This is a genomic window from Chryseobacterium sp. MA9 (assembly GCF_024399315.1).
Lineage (GTDB): Bacteria > Bacteroidota > Bacteroidia > Flavobacteriales > Weeksellaceae > Chryseobacterium.
In genome coordinates this window covers 2598296-2615607 of record NZ_CP075170.1, presented here as the reverse complement: position 1 = coordinate 2615607, position 17312 = coordinate 2598296, and the positions used below count along the sequence as shown (strand labels likewise).

Here is a 17312-nt window from a genome sequence, read left to right as displayed (position 1 = left end):
ACACCAATATGAAAAAAATAATAATCCCGATAAGTGCTTTGTTTATAACAGGCACTCTGCAGGCACAGCTTACTACGCTTCCTAATACGGAAAACTACATCCAGAGTAAAACATATCTTGATTATAATGGCACTACCGCTACAAAATCCTCAGAAACAGTACAATATTTTGATGGGCTGGGAAGACCAAAACAAATAGTCAATGTAAAAGCATCACCATTAGGAAAAGATGTGGTTACTCCTATTGAATATGACCTGTTTGGAAGACAGGTAAAAGACTATCTTCCTGTTCCACAAGGGAGCACTTTAAACGGAGCTATTACTCCCAACCCTTTAAGCAATCTATCCAGTAGCCCTTATGGCAATGAAAAGATTTACTCTGAAAAGATGGTAGAAAACTCTCCTTTAGACCGAGTTCTGGAGCAGAAACAAGTAGGTAATGACTGGAATGGAAAATCTGTAAAGTTCGGATATGATGTCAATTCTACATTAGACAAGGTTAAAAAGTTTACCGTTACTACAACCTGGGTCAATAACGCTACATTATCAGAGATCAGTAACATTACAATGTATGAAGAAGCCAAATTGTATAAAAATACACTAACTGATGAAGATAACAATAAAACCATAGAATTTAAAAATGGTAAAGGACAATTGCTGTTGGTAAGAAAAGTAATGAGTGCTACAGAGAATGCAGATACCTATTACCTTTATAATGAATATGATCAGTTGGCATTTGTTATTCCTCCTAAAGCATCAATAGAGACTAATCCCAATACTGTACTTAATGACTTATGCTATCAGTATAAATATGATGGCAAAAACCGCCAGGTAGAAAAAAAAGTTCCAGGTAAAGGCTGGGAATTTATGGTGTATGATAAAGCAGACAGGCTGGTAGGAACTCAGGATGCAGAATTAAGAGCAAAAGGACAATGGCTATACACCAAATATGATCAGTTTGGAAGAGTTGCTGTCACAGGACTCGCTACAGGAGGAGAAAGAAATACAGAACAGCTATTGGCTAATGATTCAGGAAATATGACACGGACAAATTCTGTGGTCTTTAACAGACAGGGAATGGATGTTTTTTATGATCCAGGTGTTTCTTATCCTCATGCTTCTAAATGGGTGGCTTTATTATCTGTAAATTATTACGACTCTTACCCTGCCTACAGCTTTAATCCAGCTTTTCCTTCAACGATTCAGACAGAACCTGTACTTACTGAAACTCCTACAGCTGACGGAAGGAGCACTAAAGGTATGCCCGTCATGAATTTTGTAAAAAACATTGAAGGCGACAGCTGGGCAAAAGACTATACCTATTATGACAGAAAAGGAAGAGCTATTGGAAGCCACTCTATCAATCACTTAGGTGGCTATACCCATACAGAATCCAAGCTAGATTTTGTAGGATTAACACTACAAACCATTACCACTCATTTACGAAAAGCAGGGGAAACAGGAATCACTGTAAAAGAACGTTTTGTATACGATAATGGAAACAGGCTAAAAGAACATTACCATCAGGTAGACAGCAACCCTGAAGAGCTACTGGCTAAAAATAGCTATAATGAACTCTCCCAGCTGGTCAACAAGGAGGTAGGAAACAATCTTCAGAGTATTGATTATGCTTACAACATCAGAGGCTGGATGACTGATATTAACAAAGATCAGATGAGTCTTACGGATTTAGGAGGCAGGCTTTTTTCTTATAAAATCAAGTATACCCAGAAAGATGGTATCAGCAATCCTGATCCTGCACAATTTTCAGGTAAGGATGTACTGCCAAGGTATAATGGTAATATAGCAGAAGTAGATTGGCGAACTGTCGAATCTATAGGAGCCAACCCCCCATTAACTCCTAAAAGATATGGCTATGCTTATGATAAACTTAATAGGCTGACAGCTGGGTACTACCAAAATCCTAATAACCCTTACAGTAAAGAGAATACAGAATCTTTGCAGTATGATCTGAATGGGAATATCACCGATCTTTTCAGAACTTCGGTATTTAATACAGGAACCAATACTGCTACTGTCATTGATAATCTTACGTATTCATACACAGGGAATCAGGCTGTCAAAATTAAAGATAACAGCGGTAATAGTACAGGATATGAAGGTACCGCTGGATTACCTATCGGATATGATGTCAATGGAAATATGATTTCAATGCCCGATAAGCAAATCTCAGAGATCAAATACAATCATTTGAATCTTCCTCAGGAAATGAGTATAGATTTCGGTACTGCTGGCACCGTTATCAATAACATGTATAGAGCAGATGGTACAAAGCTGGAAAAAACCTCTGTAAATAGTGTCGCAGGCTATAATAATGTTACTACCACTACAGAAAAAACAGAGTATCTGGATGGGTTTCAGTATTATAAAAAAGATATTGTTACTTCAGGAGGGGATCCAGGGGGAGGTGGAGTTGAAATGATGACAGCAAGAGCAATGGAACCTCAAGCTTTCTCATTGGAAAATAATATCGTTTCTCCCCCGCCAGCCAAAACTCCCGATTTACAGTTTTTCCCAACTTCTGAAGGATTTTATGATTATCAAAAAAATCAATATATTTACCAATATAAAGATCACTTAGGAAATGTAAGAGTGAGCTTTGGGAAAAATAGCACAGGTGCTCTTGAGATAACAGATGCTAATGACTATTATCCATTTGGTATGAACCACCTGAAAACAGGTAATGCTTATTTTGGAGCTGGAAAATACCAGAACTACAAGTATAACGGAAAGGAATTGCAGGAAACGGGTATGTATGATTATGGAGCAAGGCTATATATGGCGGATATCGGAAGATGGGGAGTAATAGATCCATTAGCGGAATTAGGTGTTACTATAACGCCTTATCGTTATGGATTTAACAATCCTATTTTATATACTGATCCATTTGGATTATTTGAAACGAGAAAAGAGGCTAGAGAATATAGACGAGAACATAACATAACTGGTTCTATAAAGAAAAATGAAGATGGTTCATTTTCAATAAATGATAAGGCAAATAGTGTTAGTTATACTAAGGGTGTTGAAGGTTCAGGGGAAACTTTCGCTAATGATGGTATTCAAGAGTCTGCTTTAATTACAGTAAATAAAAAAACTGATAATCAGCAACAGAACATCTACTCTCCATTAGGACAGGCAAATACATTATTATCTTTTAATGGAACCTATATGTCTAATTTATCATACAGAAGATATATTGGGACAGCTAGACCGAATTCTCCTTTTACCTATCGTGGGATTCGATATCACGGTAATGGCCAAACTTTTTTAAAATCTGAAAGTTTAATTAACACAGGCTCTCTTATAAAACTAGGTAAAGGTGTGGGCGTTGGAACTGTTGTTTTAGGAACTGTCCTTGATTGGGGCTATGGCGTCCCGCAATACAAGAAAGATCCAAATTCTCCAAATGCAGTATCACCAGGTAAAGCATCATTAAATACAGGTGTAGGTATATACGGCTTAACAGGTGTAGGAACTATTCCTTCTTTAGTATATTTTGGACTAGACGCATTTTATCCAGGCGGATTTAATGGTTATGTTAATGATGTTGGTTCAGCTCAAACTGAATTAGATAATGGAGTAAATAGCGCTGGACCTTATAGAGTTAATTTAACAGGAGCGCACGAACCTAAATAAATAAAAAAAAATAAATGAAATTTTATTATTATCTATATTATAAGTTTTATAAAATTTGGGACTATATTTCTAGTCCTAAAATTCTATTGGATTTTAAAGCAGCAATAAGCATTTGCTTTTTCGAAGCATTAATTTTTTTATCATATTTATATTATAGTGAATCTATGCTTCAAAAATCTGAATTGATAATCATTACACTTATATTTATAATTATTCCTAATGTTTATATATTTATATTCGATGACAATTGGAAAAAATATTTTGTAGAGTTTGATCAGTTCTCGTTGAAAAAAAGGAGAAAATACTCTACTTTCTTCTGGGTAATAATTATGTCCATAATAATTAATTTTATTATTTCATTAAATTATTTTTTATCAAACTAGTAAAAAGTGCAATAATAAAGAACCCATCGCAATTGCGTTGGGTTTTGTGTTTCTAACAAGGTATATAAGCTTGCAAAAGTGACATTATTAATTGTATTCCTGATCAAATTGATCACCTATAACTCATTTTTGAAATTTCATATGCTCGATTTAATGTAATTCTAAATATTAATATCTCTACTACAAATTCTTTAAAATAATATTTCAGTGATTTTTTGACAGTTTTATTACGGTGGGTGGGAGATTTTTACCCATTGTGATACTCAAACAAACTGTCAGATTTTTCTAGATTCTCAAATTATTATAATTGAGGCAGGCAGGGTAAGTGAATTTCGTAAACTTTTAGAAATTTATATTAAAAAAGTATTATAAAAACTTTCATTTTATACATTTTACTCCAGCCACCCCACCCAAACTCTCGACTAACAACTGTCAAAAAGCTATACTACATTATTATTTGCTTGAATAGACAATGGTAAATCCCCTCCCTCAAAAATACCCCCACCTAATTTCTCTCAAAGAATCAAACAATCCTTTATAGAAGAATTTACGGCAATTTAACACCAAAATATAATGAGTGTACGGACGCAAGGTACTAAGGATAAAGAGGTGGACATCAAACAACTTTTCTTTGCTACCCCCTACTAACTGTCGAACCTTTTCTTAAAAGTAGATATTGTTTTATTGTGTTTTTGTGTGTCTGCTTTTACTTTCCACTTACTCTTTTGTACTGGATATATAATCTTTAATCTATATTTTTATTGATATTATTTTGACAGTTTTTGTTTGTTGCGGTCTCTGTTTAAAAATATTTTAAGAACTTTAATTTTAAAGTTAAAATCTCTGTCAATTGGCATGAATATTGACTTTGTTAATGTGTCAAAGAACTGTTTCAGGTTCTTTTTTCTGTATAGATCTCACAATAATATATAAAAAATGCCTAAAGTGCTACAAACACGATAGGCAAGTCAATAAATTTTAACACATCTAAAACTTATCAACATGACAAATTTACAAAATTGTCTTGATTCTTGCAGTATCTATGTAGGAACGTATGCGAAGTACAATAATGGAAGTCTTTATGGTAAATGGCTCAATCTTTCTGATTATTCAGACTATGACGAACTACTTACAGCAATGTATAAACTACATTCTGATGAGTCTGACCCAGAATTTATGTTTCAGGACTACGAACACTGTGAACTGTTTGAAAAACTGGGATTGATTAGTGAGTGTCATTTGTCTTCTGAAATTTACGAAATAGCCCAGCAAATAAACGATTCTGGGCATGATTTAGAAGTTTTTGAAGCTTATATTGATTGTGTTGGAAAAATGGATTTTCAGAGTATTTATGACGGTATAATAAACTATTATATGGGTGAGTTTTCAGACGATGAAACATTTACTCAGTACATATTAGAAGAAAGTATTCCTGAAAGCTTACCAAATTATATTTATATTGACTGGGAAAGTACAGCAAGAAATCTAATGTATGATTATTTTGAAAGTGATGGATATTATTTCCGTAGTTAAAAATACAATTAGATTCAAATAGGTTCAATGAGGTGTACTCAGGGCATTTTTAAGAAAAACAGTGACCAAAATCGTGACCAAGTGACCAAAAATGACCAAAATAAAAAAGCAACTTGCTATAAATTAGCGAGTTGCTTTTGTTTGGTTGTAGACCCACAGGGATTCGAACCCCGACTGACGGTACCAAAAACCGGAGTGCTACCGTTACACTATAGGTCTGCTTTATTTTGGTGTTGCAAATTTATATATTTTTTTCTTATTTACAAATATCTTCTTTCAATTTTCTATTGTTTACACGAAAAAACAGAATTTGATTTTTTAAATTTCAGGCTTATTGAAATAGGAGAAGAATCTTTTTTCTGAGAAATCAAAGCCGGGATGATGAAAATTTTAATGAAAATATTTGATTAATCATAAAAACAAAAACCACCCTTAAAAAGGATGGTTTGTAGACCCACAGGGATTCGAACCCCGAATGACGGTACCAAAAACCGGAGTGTTACCGTTACACTATAGGTCTGTTTTATTTTGGTGGTGCAAATTTACAGCTTTTTTATTTATATACAAGAACTTTTTGAATTTTTTTTAAATTTACTGTAGAATTTATTTACGGAAAACATGCTGATAGACTTCAATAATCTCAATATTAATAAATTATCATTCGATACCGAATTTGAAAAGAAAGTGAAACTTTTTCTGGAAGAGTGGTTTTCAGAAAAAAAAGGAGTGAATGTTCAGACTTCAGGCTCTACAGGAGTGCCAAAAATCTTTGAAATCGAAAAAAAGAAAATGATTAATTCTGCAGTGATGACCTGTGACTTTTTGGGATTAAAAAAAGACGATACTGCATTACTCTGCCTGCCTGTAGAATATATCTCAGGAAAAATGATGATTGTCCGCTCTATAGAAAGAGGATTGAAATTAAAAGCTGCCGAACCTTCTCTGAACCCTGTAGAAAACTTAGAAGAAGAAATAGATTTTTGTGCCATGACTCCGCTTCAGGTAGAAAATTCATTGGAGAAACTTCATCTGATCAAAAATCTGATTATTGGTGGTGCCGCCGTTTCAGAAAGTCTGAAAAATAAAATTCTACAGATGAACCTTAGTGCTTCAAACCGTATTTTTGAAACCTATGGAATGTCAGAAACGCTTTCCCATATTGGCTTAAAACAATTGATGCCCGAACAGGAAGATTATTTTACTGTTTTTGAAAATGTATCCATCTCTTTGGATGAAAGAGGATGTCTGAAAATCTATGCACCTAATCTGAATGCTGAAGAATTACAAACTAATGATTTAGTTGATATTAGGAATGAAAAACAATTTAAATTTCTCGGAAGAATTGATAATGTCATCAACTCAGGAGGAGCCAAAATTTTCCCGGAAACTCTTGAAGCCCTGGTAAAGAAAGAAATTCCGAACGAAGCCGTATTTATTGGCTTACCGGATGAAAGTTTGGGTCAGAAATTGATACTGATTATAGAAGGAAATGAATCAGATGAGGTAATAAAGAAAATTTCAGAAATTCCGTTTGAGAAGAATTTTTACAAACCTAAAGAAATTATTTTTATCAGTGAAATTCCGCGGACACCCAACGGAAAAATAAACAGATTAGAACTCTATAAAAATATAAACATAAATCTATAGTCCTGCTCTTGATTCTGGTATATAAAAATCTTAACACTATGAAAACCTTTTCAAAAGAACTCAGTTTCAAAACTTCCCGCAGCAGTGGGGCAGGAGGGCAGAATGTCAACAAGGTAGAGACTGCTGTTACCGTACTTTGGAAAGTAGATTCGTCTGAATTTTTCAATGATGATGAAAAAATATTGATTCAGAATAAACTGAAAAACAGAATCAATGCGGAAGGCTTTTTATTCCTTACCGTTTCCGAAAGCAGAACTCAGCTGATGAATAAAAATAAAGCCATTGAAAAAATAATTGAAATTGTAAATAAAGCCCTTATCATTCCCAAGAAAAGAACTGCAACAAAGCCTTCAAGAGCTCAGAAACAAAAAAGACTTGATGGCAAGAAAAAACTTTCCGATAAAAAAGAGAACAGGCGTTTCAAATTTTAGTTTGTTTCTCCCGAAGAAAATTTTATTTTTGCCGGAAACTTTAAAACCATGATAAAAAAACTAATTCTATTAGGAACTATTTCGAGTTCTTTACTTTCTTTTGCACAGGAAAAAATAACCATCATGCCGGCTGTAGGATATGCATGGAGAGTAGCTAAAACAGCACCTGGTCTTTCCATAGCAGAAAAAAATTATGTTGAAGGGTTGAAAAACGGAATTCATTTTGAAATTGCTGCTTATTATAATGTGAAAAATATCGGAATCGGTGCTAAGTTTTCCAATTATAATGCTTCTAGCAGTGGTGTATTGAGTGGATACAATATGAATGGGCAGCCTGTTACAGTTTCTATAAGTACTAAAGATAATATTACATTCTTTGGACCTTCGGTTATGTTCTCTAATTACACCAAACCTACAAACCACAAAATTGTTGCTGATGTATCTCTTGGAGTGATTACCTACACTACAAAAACAGAAGCAGTAAAAGGTACAGGGTCCAATCTTGGTCTGGAATTGGGGGCAGCATATCAATATGCGGTTTCGAAAAACTTTATGATAGGCCCGAAGTTAGGAATTACCGCGGGAACTTTGAACAAAATCAAAGTTAATGGACAAACAACTGATCTTGGTGACGACCAGAAAGAAGGTCTGACAAGAGTTTCTTTAAGTGCCGCCGCGACATTTCGTTTTTAAATCTTATATTTGTAAGAATTACAAAAAATCTCATAATAATGGCAGCAACAATCTCTTTATCAGCAGAGCGCAGACAATCAGGATTGCTGCTGTCATTACTTTACCTTCATACAGATTCTTTTCTGAAAAGTTCTAAGGACTTTATCAATTAAGCCCTGTCAGGATCCAAGACAGGGAATCACTCCGGATTTTATTTATGCTTTTTTGCGGTTTTCTATAGAAGAAGGCTGTTATATGCCTGGATTCTACATTGGGTCGTTAGGGAATAACTGCATTTTAATTTTAAAAAATTGAACAAAATGTCCAATCATATTATTGTAACCACCGGAATTTATGATGCTATAAAAGATACACTCAGAAGAAAAAAAGTGAGCATCGGAGAAGAAAAAAGACTTACGGAAGAACTTAGAAATGCGAAACAGGTATTGAGAAGAGATCTGCCTGCTGATATTGTAACAGTTGAAAGAAAAGTGACATTGAAAGACCATACCTTAGATTTTGAGCACGAATATATTTTTGTGCCTTCTACTAAAGCAAAGCTTAAAAAGAATAAATATTCCATACTATCGGATATTGCTCTTGCAGTAGTAGGGTATAGAGTAGGAGATATTATCAGTTGGCCGTTCAAAGACGGAGAAAGAAAAATTGAGATTCTAAAAGTGGAAGCCTGGGAAGGGTAAAACTTTGTTGAATAATATTAGGTTGAATTACAATGAAAGCGTGGCTCATTTGATCCGCGCTTTTTATTTCATTAGTTAACTGTTTGGGGAAACACAAAGGCGCAAGGGTTTTATATAATGTGTGTTTTAAGACGCAAAGATTTTATCTCCGATAGAATCGGAATTGTTGAATCCATGTACATCATCCCTTGCTGAAAATCTCAGATTTTCTTGTGCCTTTGCTTTTCCCAACAAAACAGCTTTAGCATTTAACAAATGATAAAAAAAGACTCCTCTGCAACACTTTCTTCAAGTGCTTTGGCTGCATTCCGTTTTTAAGTTTTATCTTTGCAAAAATTAAAAAAATGAGCAAACCGATAACTGAATTCATAGAAAAGTATTACCTGCACTTCAACGCAGCTGCATTGGTGGATGCTTCTAAAGGATATGTTGCACATCTTAAAGATGGCGGAAAAATGATGATTACTTTGGCAGGAGCAATGTCTACTGCTGAATTAGGGAAGATTCTTGCTGAAATGATCCGTCAGGGGAAAGTAGATTTTATCTCTTGTACAGGTGCTAACCTTGAAGAAGATTTAATGAACCTTGTAGCACACTCTCACTATGAAAGAGTTCCTCATTACAGAGATTTGACTGCTCAGGATGAGTGGGATCTTTTAGAAAGAGGTCTAAACAGAGTTACAGATACTTGTATCCCTGAAGAAGAAGCTTTCAGAAGATTACAAAAACATATCGTGGAGATCTGGAAAGATGCAGAAGCTAAAGGAGAAAGATATTTCCCACACGAATTTATGTACAAAATGATCCTTTCAGGAGTTTTGGAGCAGTATTACGAAATTCCTAGAGAAAACTCTTGGATGATTGCTGCTGCAGAAGCAAACTTACCAATCGTAGTTCCGGGATGGGAAGATTCTACAATGGGTAACATCTTCGCTTCTTACTGTATCAAAGGAGAGCTTACAGCTACTACAATGAAATCAGGAATTGAATATATGACTTACCTTGCTGACTGGTATACTAAAAATTCAGGAGGAAAAGGAGTTGGATTCTTCCAGATTGGTGGAGGTATCGCAGGAGATTTCCCTATTTGTGTAGTACCAATGCTGTATCAGGATATGGAAATGCATGACATTCCTTTCTGGTCTTATTTCTGCCAGATTTCTGACTCTACAACATCTTACGGATCTTATTCAGGAGCAGTTCCAAATGAAAAAATCACTTGGGGTAAACTTGATATCACTACACCTAAATTCATCGTTGAAAGTGATGCAACGATCTGTGCACCATTGATGTTCTCTTATATCTTAGAAAACGCTTAAGAATAAATTCTCACCAGAGATTACAATATCAGCGCTTCAATTTATTTGGAGCGCTTTTTTATTTTATGATTGGAAAATAGATTTGTTTTGAAACCTAAAAACAATTTGAACCATTAAGTATTTATTTAAGTTTTAAAGAGCATTAAGGGAAATAGGTAAAGCTATTTTATTTAGCAGTATGCTTTACTTTTCATTAAAGATGAAACTTAATTATTCTTATAATCTTCATTTTTTCTTAATGGTTAAAAAATGGTACACAGTATTCCCATCATACGAATTACGCAGATTTTTATATTACATGTAGCACTTAAAAAACTTTTGCGACTTTGCATTCTCCAAAAAACATACATAAACATTTGTGAAAATCTGTACCATCCGTGGGAAAAATAAAAAATCAATCCAACGAATTCACCAGTACAAAATAACGATACGCCAGAATTCCCTTTTCAATCTTAGTCAGATGATTGGGATCTTTATTACTCAGCTTCGGGAGAACTTTTTTATTAACCGCATTCAACAGCCTGAAAAATGATTTTTTCATATCTTTATATTTTAATGAAACATCATTGAGCTTGAAAGAGTTCAAAAATGATGCAAAAAAGAAAGCCAGCTAAAAACAAAATTTGATATGGACGAGATTTTCAAACAACAGGTATACGAAGTAGCAAGACTTATTCCCAAAGGAAGAGTTTCTACGTATGGTGCCATAGCAAAAGCGGTAGGCTATCCTAACCATTCAAGACATGTAGGAAAAGCTATGGGAGGATGCCCGAAAGATGTTCCCGCTCACCGTGTCATATCAAGTTCAGGAGTTTTATCCGTTCCGGAATTTCAGCCTAAGCTGGAAGCAGAAGGAATCACTGTGGAAAATCTTAGAATAAAAAATTTCAAAAAACTGTTCTGGAATCCGCTGGATGAATTGTAAATTTCAAAGAATTTTTTTAACGCAAAGCTTTCATTTGTTTTCTTTAATATTTTATGGGAGCAAAGGAGGAATCAATGAAATTGCTTCTCTCTAAGCGAACGTATTACTATCACAAAGCTTCATCAGCGGCAGAGTCGCAGCTCTTTGCCCCCTGAAATAAAAACATTTAAATAATTAATTCTTTGTGTCAAAAAACTTTAGCATTAATTAGCCTATATCACAAAAAAATGTCACTCCATAACTTAATATGAGTGACATCAATATTTTTACAGTTTCAAACCGTATTATTTTCTTCCTCTTGGGAGACCTTTCAGTTCTTCTTTCAGCTTTTCGTTCTCCTCTTTTAGTAGAGCAATATAACCTTGAAGGTTTTCAATAATAGCTCCAGGGATATTATCATAGTTGTTCTGGCTAGTAATGATTCCCGCAGAAGAAGATCTATCATTAAATACAGGATGGTCATTATTAATAACTACTGTAGCTTCCTCTTCTTCATAAATGTCCTCAATGGGTACATCCAGAAAACGGGCAAGTTTGTCCCATTCATCTTTTACGATCCTTACATCACCGCTTTCTTTTCTGCTGTAATTAGATACATCTGTTGCGATAAAATCAGCTACCTGCTGTTGAGTATAGCCTTTTTGCTTTCTGATGACGCGTAATTTTTCTTTTTGCATGACCGACATTTTATACAAAAATGGCAAAAAAGCATAAGCTATACAATAGAAAATAGAAAAAATGTAGGGTAACGTAATGAAGATTAAGAGAAAAGAGAAACCGGGTTTATAATATGAATGCTATGTGCATTAATTGTTGATTATTTTCGATTTTTTTTGGATTGTTGGAAAAACGCAAAGACGTGCAAAGAGTCTCATGATGTAAGAAAAATTGGTGACTTTGCGTTTTCCCAACCCCTCAAAAAAAGACTGCTTCAAAATGAAACAGTCTCTTCTATATTATTTTTCAAGTTGCTTATAGCTTCTCTGTATAAAATCTGTCAGGTCTTTTCCTTTCAGTAAATTTTGTGAAAGCTTGGCAAGATCCAGAGCATATTTAATCAAATTCTCTTTCTCTTCCGTATTCTCAGTTTTTAAAATCTGATTGGAAAGCTCACTGTTCGAGTTCACTACAAGATTGTACATCTCCGGGAAACCTCCCATTCCGAACATACCACCACCGCCTGTAGCCTGCATTTCTTTCATTCTTCTCATGAATTCAGGTTGCGTAATGGTAAACGGAGCATCATTGCTGTCAAGATCTTCAAGCTGAACTGTAAATTTAGAATCCTGAATAGCTTCTTCCACATTCTTTTTCAAAGATTCTTTTTCAGTTTCGTTCAATTTTGAAATTACTGGCTCATCTTTTTTGATCAGATTGTTCACATGATCTGCATCTACTCTTGCAAAAGAGATGTTTTCTTTTGATGTTTCCAGCTTCTGGATAACATGTGGAGTGATAGGAGAGTCTAATAACAGAACTTCATATCCTTTATCCTTTGCAGACTGGATGTAGCTGTGCTGTTCATCGGCATTGGTAGCATATAATACAACCAATTTATTGTCTTTATCCGTTTGTGTAGGTTTGATTTTTTCAACCAATTCATCCCAAAGGAAATACTTTCCGTCTGTTGTAGGATACAATGTGAATTTGTCTGCTTTTTCAGCAAACTTTTCTTCCGTAACAATTCCGTACTCAATTACGATCTTAATGTCATTCCATTTTTTCTCATAGTCTTCACGGTTTTCGTTGATCAGAGAAGCCATTTTGTCGGCTACTTTTTTTGTGATGTAAGATGAAATCTTTTTTACAGCACCATCAGCCTGAAGGTAAGAACGGGAAACGTTCAATGGAATATCCGGAGAATCTATCACACCTCTCAGAAGCATCAGGAAGTCCGGAACAATACCTTTTACTTCATCTGTTACGAATACCTGGTTTTGATATAACTGAATTTTATCCTTGTCGATATTCAAATTGTTGCTCAGTTTCGGGAAGAACAGAACTCCGGTAAGATTGAAAGGATAATCAACATTCAGGTGGATGTTGAATAATGGTTCCTCAAACTGCATTGGGTACAGTTCGTGGTAGAATTTCATATAATCCTCGTTGGTCAGTTCGCTTGGAGCAATCGTCCATGCCGGTACCGGATTGTTGATGATATTGTCTACTTCTTCCGTTTCAGCTACAGCATCTTCAGGAGCGTCTTCCGGTAATGGAAGCGTATGTGTTTTTGTTCCGAATTTAATTGGAACTGGCATGAATTTGTTATACTTTAATAACAGTTCACGGATTTTTCCTTCTTCTAAAAATTCCACAGAATCTTCTGCAATATGAAGAATGATCTCCGTTCCTCTGTCAGTTTTGTCGGTAGTTTCTTCAAGCGTAAATTCCGGGCTTCCATCACAGATCCAACGTACTGCCGGCTCATCTTTATAAGACTTTGTAAGAATTTCTACCTTTTCAGCCACCATGAACGCAGAGTAGAATCCAAGACCGAAGTGCCCGATAATCCCAGAGTCTTTCGCAGAATCTTTATATTTTTCCAAAAACTCTTCAGCTCCTGAGAAAGCAACCTGATTGATGTATTTTTCAACTTCTTCACCCGTCATCCCAATACCCTGGTCGATAATACGTAAAGTTTTCTGGTCTTTGTCAATTTTAACTTCAAGTTTAGGATTTCCATATTCCACTTTTGCCTCACCAATGCTTGTCAGATGTTTTAATTTTAAAGTGGCATCAGTAGCATTGGAGATCAATTCTCTTAAGAATATCTCGTGGTCACTGTAAAGAAATTTTTTAATAAGCGGGAAAATGTTTTCCACAGATACATTAATATTTCCTTTAGTCATCATATTTTATATTTTAATTGTTCAACATACTTCTCAAAAAAAATACCATGCAGCAGAAAGTGACAGAATGGCATTTTTTCTACGCGAAACAGTTTTATCCTGTGAATTTGTCAAAGAAATATCTTACTTTTAATTATTAAAAATTTTTTAAAAATGAAGTTGAAATGTACAGTTTTTATTCTGCTCATGATGACCTGTTGGGTCTATGGACAGAAAAAGCCTTTAGACCATTCTGTGTATGACAGTTGGCAAAATATCGGCATGAGAAAAATATCAAATGACGGAAAATGGATTGCTTACTCCGTAGATGCTCAGGAAGGAAATTCTAACCTTTCTTTATATTCCGTAAAAAATAAAACGACAAAGAAGTTTGCAAGAGGAACAAAAGTAGATTTTACGAATGATTCCAGATTTGCTGTTTTTCAAATTCGTCCGCAGTATAAAGATATAAAAGCGGTAAAAGATAAAAAGCTTAAAAAAAATAAATTAACAAAAGACAGCCTTGCAATTGTTGATTTTTTAAATGATAAAACAGAGAAAATTCCTAATGTAAAATCATTTAAAATCCCTGAAAAAGCTGGTTCCTATGTTGCTTATCTTCTGGAAAACACAAAAGATAAATCTTCGGATGATGCTTCTGATAAAGAAGATGGAGATGATAATAAAGATGAAGATAAAAATGTAAAACCTTTGCAGTTGGTCGTGCGAAATCTTTTGGACGGGAAAAGTACAACATATGATAATGTAGTCCGCTATGAGTTTAGTAAAAATGGAAAGCAACTTGCTTTTGTGACTAAGAAACCTGAAGAGAAGCCCAAAAAGGATAAAAAAGAGGAAAAGGATTCCGTAGATGAAAAATCTGACGACAAAAAAGATAATGACAAATCAAAGCCAAAGAAATATGCACTTCAAACTGTACAGGTTGTAGATCTGCAAAAAGGAGTTGTAACTAAAATTTCAGAGATGGAAGGCGATTTTTCACAATTGTCTTTTGATGAAGAAGGGAATCAGCTGGCATATGTGGGAACTTCTTCTGCACAAAATGACCTGGTGAAACTGTATCAGTTGTATTACTTTAATTTTAAAGGAAATAAAAAGGAAACCATTACCAATGAAAATGCTCAGATGAAGAAGAATTGGGTAGTTTCAGAAAATCGTTTACCCTTATTCAGTAAAAATGGAAAGCAGTTGTATTTTGGTGTTGCTCCAAAACCTATCGCAAAAGATACTGCGATGATTGCGAATGACCATGCGGTAGTAGATATCTGGAATTATAAAGATGATTATCTGCAAACGGTACAGCTAAAGGAATTGAAAAATGATTTGAAAAAATCTTATGCTGCTGTAATGCAGACAGAAAAACCGGATTTCTTTAGAAATATTGACGATGAGGATCTGGATACTTTACGATTGGTAAACGAAGGAAATGCTGAATTTGCCCTTGGTATTACAAGTTTGAATAACCGTATTTCTTCGCAATGGGAAGGCGCAACAAAGAAAACGTATTTCCTGATTGATAATAAAACAGGTGAGAGAACGGAAATCATTCAGAATCTGAACGGCTCGGTTGTTGTTTCTCCGCTTGGGAAATTCGTAGTGATTTTTGACAGAGAAAAAGGGAAATGGCTCAGTTATAATGTGAAAACAAAGAAAACACTTCCATTGAGTAGCGGATTGCCTGTTTCTTTTGTGGATGAAGAGTTTGATATGCCGGATTTTCCAAGTTCTTATGGTATTGCTTCCTGGACGAATAATGATGAATCTGTGATTATCAAAGACCGTTTCGATCTTTGGGAGTTTTTCCTGGACAGTTCTAAAAAACCGAGAAATATCACGAATGGATTTGGACGTAAGAATAAAATAACATTTGATACTTACGACTTAGATAAAGATATTAAAAGCTTAAACCGAAAATCTGCCATTTATTTATCAGCGTTTGATAATACATCCAAAGCAAACGGAATTTTTAAAACTTCTATTCAGTCGGGTGCTGATCCGGTGAAAGTTCAGATGGAAAATGTGTGGGGATATAGAAGTCTTCAAAAAGCAAAAAATGCAGAAGAATATATTGTAGTAAAAGAATCATATACCGATTCTCCTAATATTTTCGCAACATCGGATTTCTCAGAACAGCAAAAGCTGAGTGATACCAATCCGCAGCAAAACAACTATAATTGGGGTACAGACGAATTGGTAAACTGGACAACACCAAAAGGAAATACATCTACAGGAGTTTTATACAAGCCGGAAGATTTCGATCCGAATAAAAAATATCCTATGATTGTTTATTTCTATGAAAAACTTTCGGATAATCTGAACCGCTATGTAGCACCGGCTCCAACGCCTTCAAGATTGAATATTTCTTATTTTGTGAGCAACGGATATCTGGTTTTCACACCTGATATTTCGTATACAGACGGTTTTCCCGGAGAATCTGCAATGGAATACATTAATTCCGGAGTTGAAAAGCTAAAGCAAAATTCTTGGGTAGATGGTGCTAAAATCGGAATTCAGGGACAAAGCTGGGGTGGTTATCAGGTAGCCTATCTTATCGCTCATACCAATATGTATGCAGCGTCGTGGAGTGGTGCTCCTGTTGTCAACATGACTTCCGCATATGGAGGAATCCGATGGACATCAGGGATGAACAGACAGTTTCAATATGAAAAATCACAAAGCAGATTAGGTAAAAATCTATGGGAAGCACCGGATCTTTATATTAAAAATTCACCGCTTTTTACCATTGATAAAGTACAAACGCCGGTAGTTATTATGAGTAATGATAAAGATGGAGCAGTGCCATGGTATCAGGGAATTGAGATGTTTACCGCATTACGTCGTCTCGGAAAACCGGTATGGCTTCTGAATTATAATGGTGACGATCACAATCTCGTAAAACGCCAGAACAGAAAAGATATTCAAATACGCGAACAGCAGTTTTTTGATTATTATCTCAAAGGTGCTAAAGCTCCGGTCTGGATGACGAAAGGTATTCCTGCCACCCAAAAAGGAAAAGATTGGGGATTTGAGCTGACAGATGATAAGCCAAATTAATATTAACTCGGCGGAGCCAAAGGCTCCGCCGAGTTTTTTATTTTTCTCAGAAAAATATATCACAAAAGATAAACTGACACAATGGCATTTTTTTATGATGGGCCTGTTGAGCACTTTTATTATATTTACCGCCAATTATAAA

12 protein-coding genes and 2 tRNA genes are annotated in these 17312 nt (G+C 35.0%); 9 read left to right on the top strand and 5 right to left on the bottom strand.

Features of this window, described 5'->3' with window-relative positions:
* Nucleotides 1-8 precede the first annotated feature (8 nt).
* Nucleotides 9-3656, top strand: a complete 3648-nt coding sequence (locus KIK00_RS11875) for a DUF6443 domain-containing protein (protein ID WP_255812612.1) — start codon at nucleotides 9-11, stop codon at nucleotides 3654-3656.
* Between the two features lie 1385 nt (nucleotides 3657-5041).
* The gene (locus tag KIK00_RS11870) at nucleotides 5042-5572 is read left to right on the top strand and encodes an antirestriction protein ArdA (protein WP_255812611.1); all 531 of its coding nucleotides are present in this window, start codon (nucleotides 5042-5044) and stop codon (nucleotides 5570-5572) included.
* Between the two features lie 148 nt (nucleotides 5573-5720).
* On the opposite strand, the gene KIK00_RS11865 is transcribed toward KIK00_RS11870, so the two are convergent.
* A tRNA-Gln gene (locus tag KIK00_RS11865) sits at nucleotides 5721-5791 on the bottom strand.
* A gap of 230 nt (nucleotides 5792-6021) precedes the next feature.
* A tRNA-Gln gene (locus tag KIK00_RS11860) sits at nucleotides 6022-6092 on the bottom strand.
* Between the two features lie 98 nt (nucleotides 6093-6190).
* On the opposite strand from KIK00_RS11860, the gene KIK00_RS11855 reads away from it, so the two are divergent.
* The 5 genes from KIK00_RS11855 to KIK00_RS11835 all read left to right on the top strand — a co-directional run bounded on the left by KIK00_RS11855 (nucleotide 6191) and on the right by KIK00_RS11835 (nucleotide 10342).
* Nucleotides 6191-7219, top strand: coding sequence for an AMP-binding protein (locus tag KIK00_RS11855; protein ID WP_255812610.1), 1029 nt, complete (start codon nucleotides 6191-6193; stop codon nucleotides 7217-7219).
* A gap of 38 nt (nucleotides 7220-7257) precedes the next feature.
* Nucleotides 7258-7650 (top strand): alternative ribosome rescue aminoacyl-tRNA hydrolase ArfB, encoded by a 393-nt coding sequence (gene arfB / locus KIK00_RS11850; protein ID WP_255812609.1) that lies wholly within the window; start codon nucleotides 7258-7260, stop codon nucleotides 7648-7650.
* 48 nt (nucleotides 7651-7698) lie between these two features.
* Nucleotides 7699-8343 (top strand): hypothetical protein, encoded by a 645-nt coding sequence (locus KIK00_RS11845; RefSeq protein WP_255812608.1) that lies wholly within the window; start codon nucleotides 7699-7701, stop codon nucleotides 8341-8343.
* A gap of 299 nt (nucleotides 8344-8642) precedes the next feature.
* Nucleotides 8643-9023, top strand: a complete 381-nt coding sequence (locus KIK00_RS11840) for a GreA/GreB family elongation factor (RefSeq protein ID WP_255812607.1) — start codon at nucleotides 8643-8645, stop codon at nucleotides 9021-9023.
* 344 nt (nucleotides 9024-9367) lie between these two features.
* The gene (locus KIK00_RS11835; protein ID WP_047386291.1) at nucleotides 9368-10342 is read left to right on the top strand and encodes a deoxyhypusine synthase family protein; all 975 of its coding nucleotides are present in this window, start codon (nucleotides 9368-9370) and stop codon (nucleotides 10340-10342) included.
* Nucleotides 10343-10736: 394 nt separating this feature from the next.
* On the opposite strand, the gene KIK00_RS11830 is transcribed toward KIK00_RS11835, so the two are convergent.
* Entirely contained in the window at nucleotides 10737-10883 is a 147-nt protein-coding gene (locus KIK00_RS11830) for a hypothetical protein (protein WP_167449396.1), read from the bottom strand.
* Nucleotides 10884-10970: 87 nt separating this feature from the next.
* Here KIK00_RS11830 and KIK00_RS11825 point away from each other — a divergent pair, with 87 nt between their 5' ends.
* Complete coding sequence (locus KIK00_RS11825; protein WP_047379087.1) at nucleotides 10971-11267, top strand: MGMT family protein; 297 nt, start codon at nucleotides 10971-10973, stop codon at nucleotides 11265-11267.
* Between the two features lie 284 nt (nucleotides 11268-11551).
* Here the strand turns inward: KIK00_RS11825 and KIK00_RS11820 are convergent, their stop codons facing one another.
* Both KIK00_RS11820 and htpG read right to left on the bottom strand, forming a co-directional pair.
* Entirely contained in the window at nucleotides 11552-11944 is a 393-nt protein-coding gene (locus tag KIK00_RS11820; RefSeq protein WP_255812606.1) for a helix-turn-helix transcriptional regulator, read from the bottom strand.
* Between the two features lie 279 nt (nucleotides 11945-12223).
* The gene (gene htpG, locus KIK00_RS11815) at nucleotides 12224-14116 is read right to left on the bottom strand and encodes a molecular chaperone HtpG (protein WP_255816669.1); all 1893 of its coding nucleotides are present in this window, start codon (nucleotides 14114-14116) and stop codon (nucleotides 12224-12226) included.
* A gap of 153 nt (nucleotides 14117-14269) precedes the next feature.
* Between htpG and KIK00_RS11810 the strand changes: the two genes are divergently transcribed.
* Nucleotides 14270-17170, top strand: a complete 2901-nt coding sequence (locus KIK00_RS11810) for a S9 family peptidase (protein ID WP_255812605.1) — start codon at nucleotides 14270-14272, stop codon at nucleotides 17168-17170.
* The last annotated feature ends 142 nt before the right edge of the window (nucleotides 17171-17312 follow it).

What these genes read in the sequence shown, in the direction of transcription:
- KIK00_RS11875 (WP_255812612.1), top strand. Translation starts at nt 9, where the DNA reads ATGAAAAAAATAATAATCCCGATAAGTGCTTTGTTTATAACAGGCACT.
- KIK00_RS11870 (WP_255812611.1), top strand. Translation starts at nt 5,042, where the DNA reads ATGACAAATTTACAAAATTGTCTTGATTCTTGCAGTATCTATGTAGGA.
- KIK00_RS11855 (WP_255812610.1), top strand. Translation starts at nt 6,191, where the DNA reads ATGCTGATAGACTTCAATAATCTCAATATTAATAAATTATCATTCGAT.
- arfB (WP_255812609.1), top strand. Translation starts at nt 7,258, where the DNA reads ATGAAAACCTTTTCAAAAGAACTCAGTTTCAAAACTTCCCGCAGCAGT.
- KIK00_RS11845 (WP_255812608.1), top strand. Translation starts at nt 7,699, where the DNA reads ATGATAAAAAAACTAATTCTATTAGGAACTATTTCGAGTTCTTTACTT.
- KIK00_RS11840 (WP_255812607.1), top strand. Translation starts at nt 8,643, where the DNA reads ATGTCCAATCATATTATTGTAACCACCGGAATTTATGATGCTATAAAA.
- KIK00_RS11835 (WP_047386291.1), top strand. Translation starts at nt 9,368, where the DNA reads ATGAGCAAACCGATAACTGAATTCATAGAAAAGTATTACCTGCACTTC.
- KIK00_RS11830 (WP_167449396.1), bottom strand. Translation starts at nt 10,883, where the DNA reads ATGAAAAAATCATTTTTCAGGCTGTTGAATGCGGTTAATAAAAAAGTT.
- KIK00_RS11825 (WP_047379087.1), top strand. Translation starts at nt 10,971, where the DNA reads ATGGACGAGATTTTCAAACAACAGGTATACGAAGTAGCAAGACTTATT.
- KIK00_RS11820 (WP_255812606.1), bottom strand. Translation starts at nt 11,944, where the DNA reads ATGCAAAAAGAAAAATTACGCGTCATCAGAAAGCAAAAAGGCTATACT.
- htpG (WP_255816669.1), bottom strand. Translation starts at nt 14,116, where the DNA reads ATGACTAAAGGAAATATTAATGTATCTGTGGAAAACATTTTCCCGCTT.
- KIK00_RS11810 (WP_255812605.1), top strand. Translation starts at nt 14,270, where the DNA reads ATGAAGTTGAAATGTACAGTTTTTATTCTGCTCATGATGACCTGTTGG.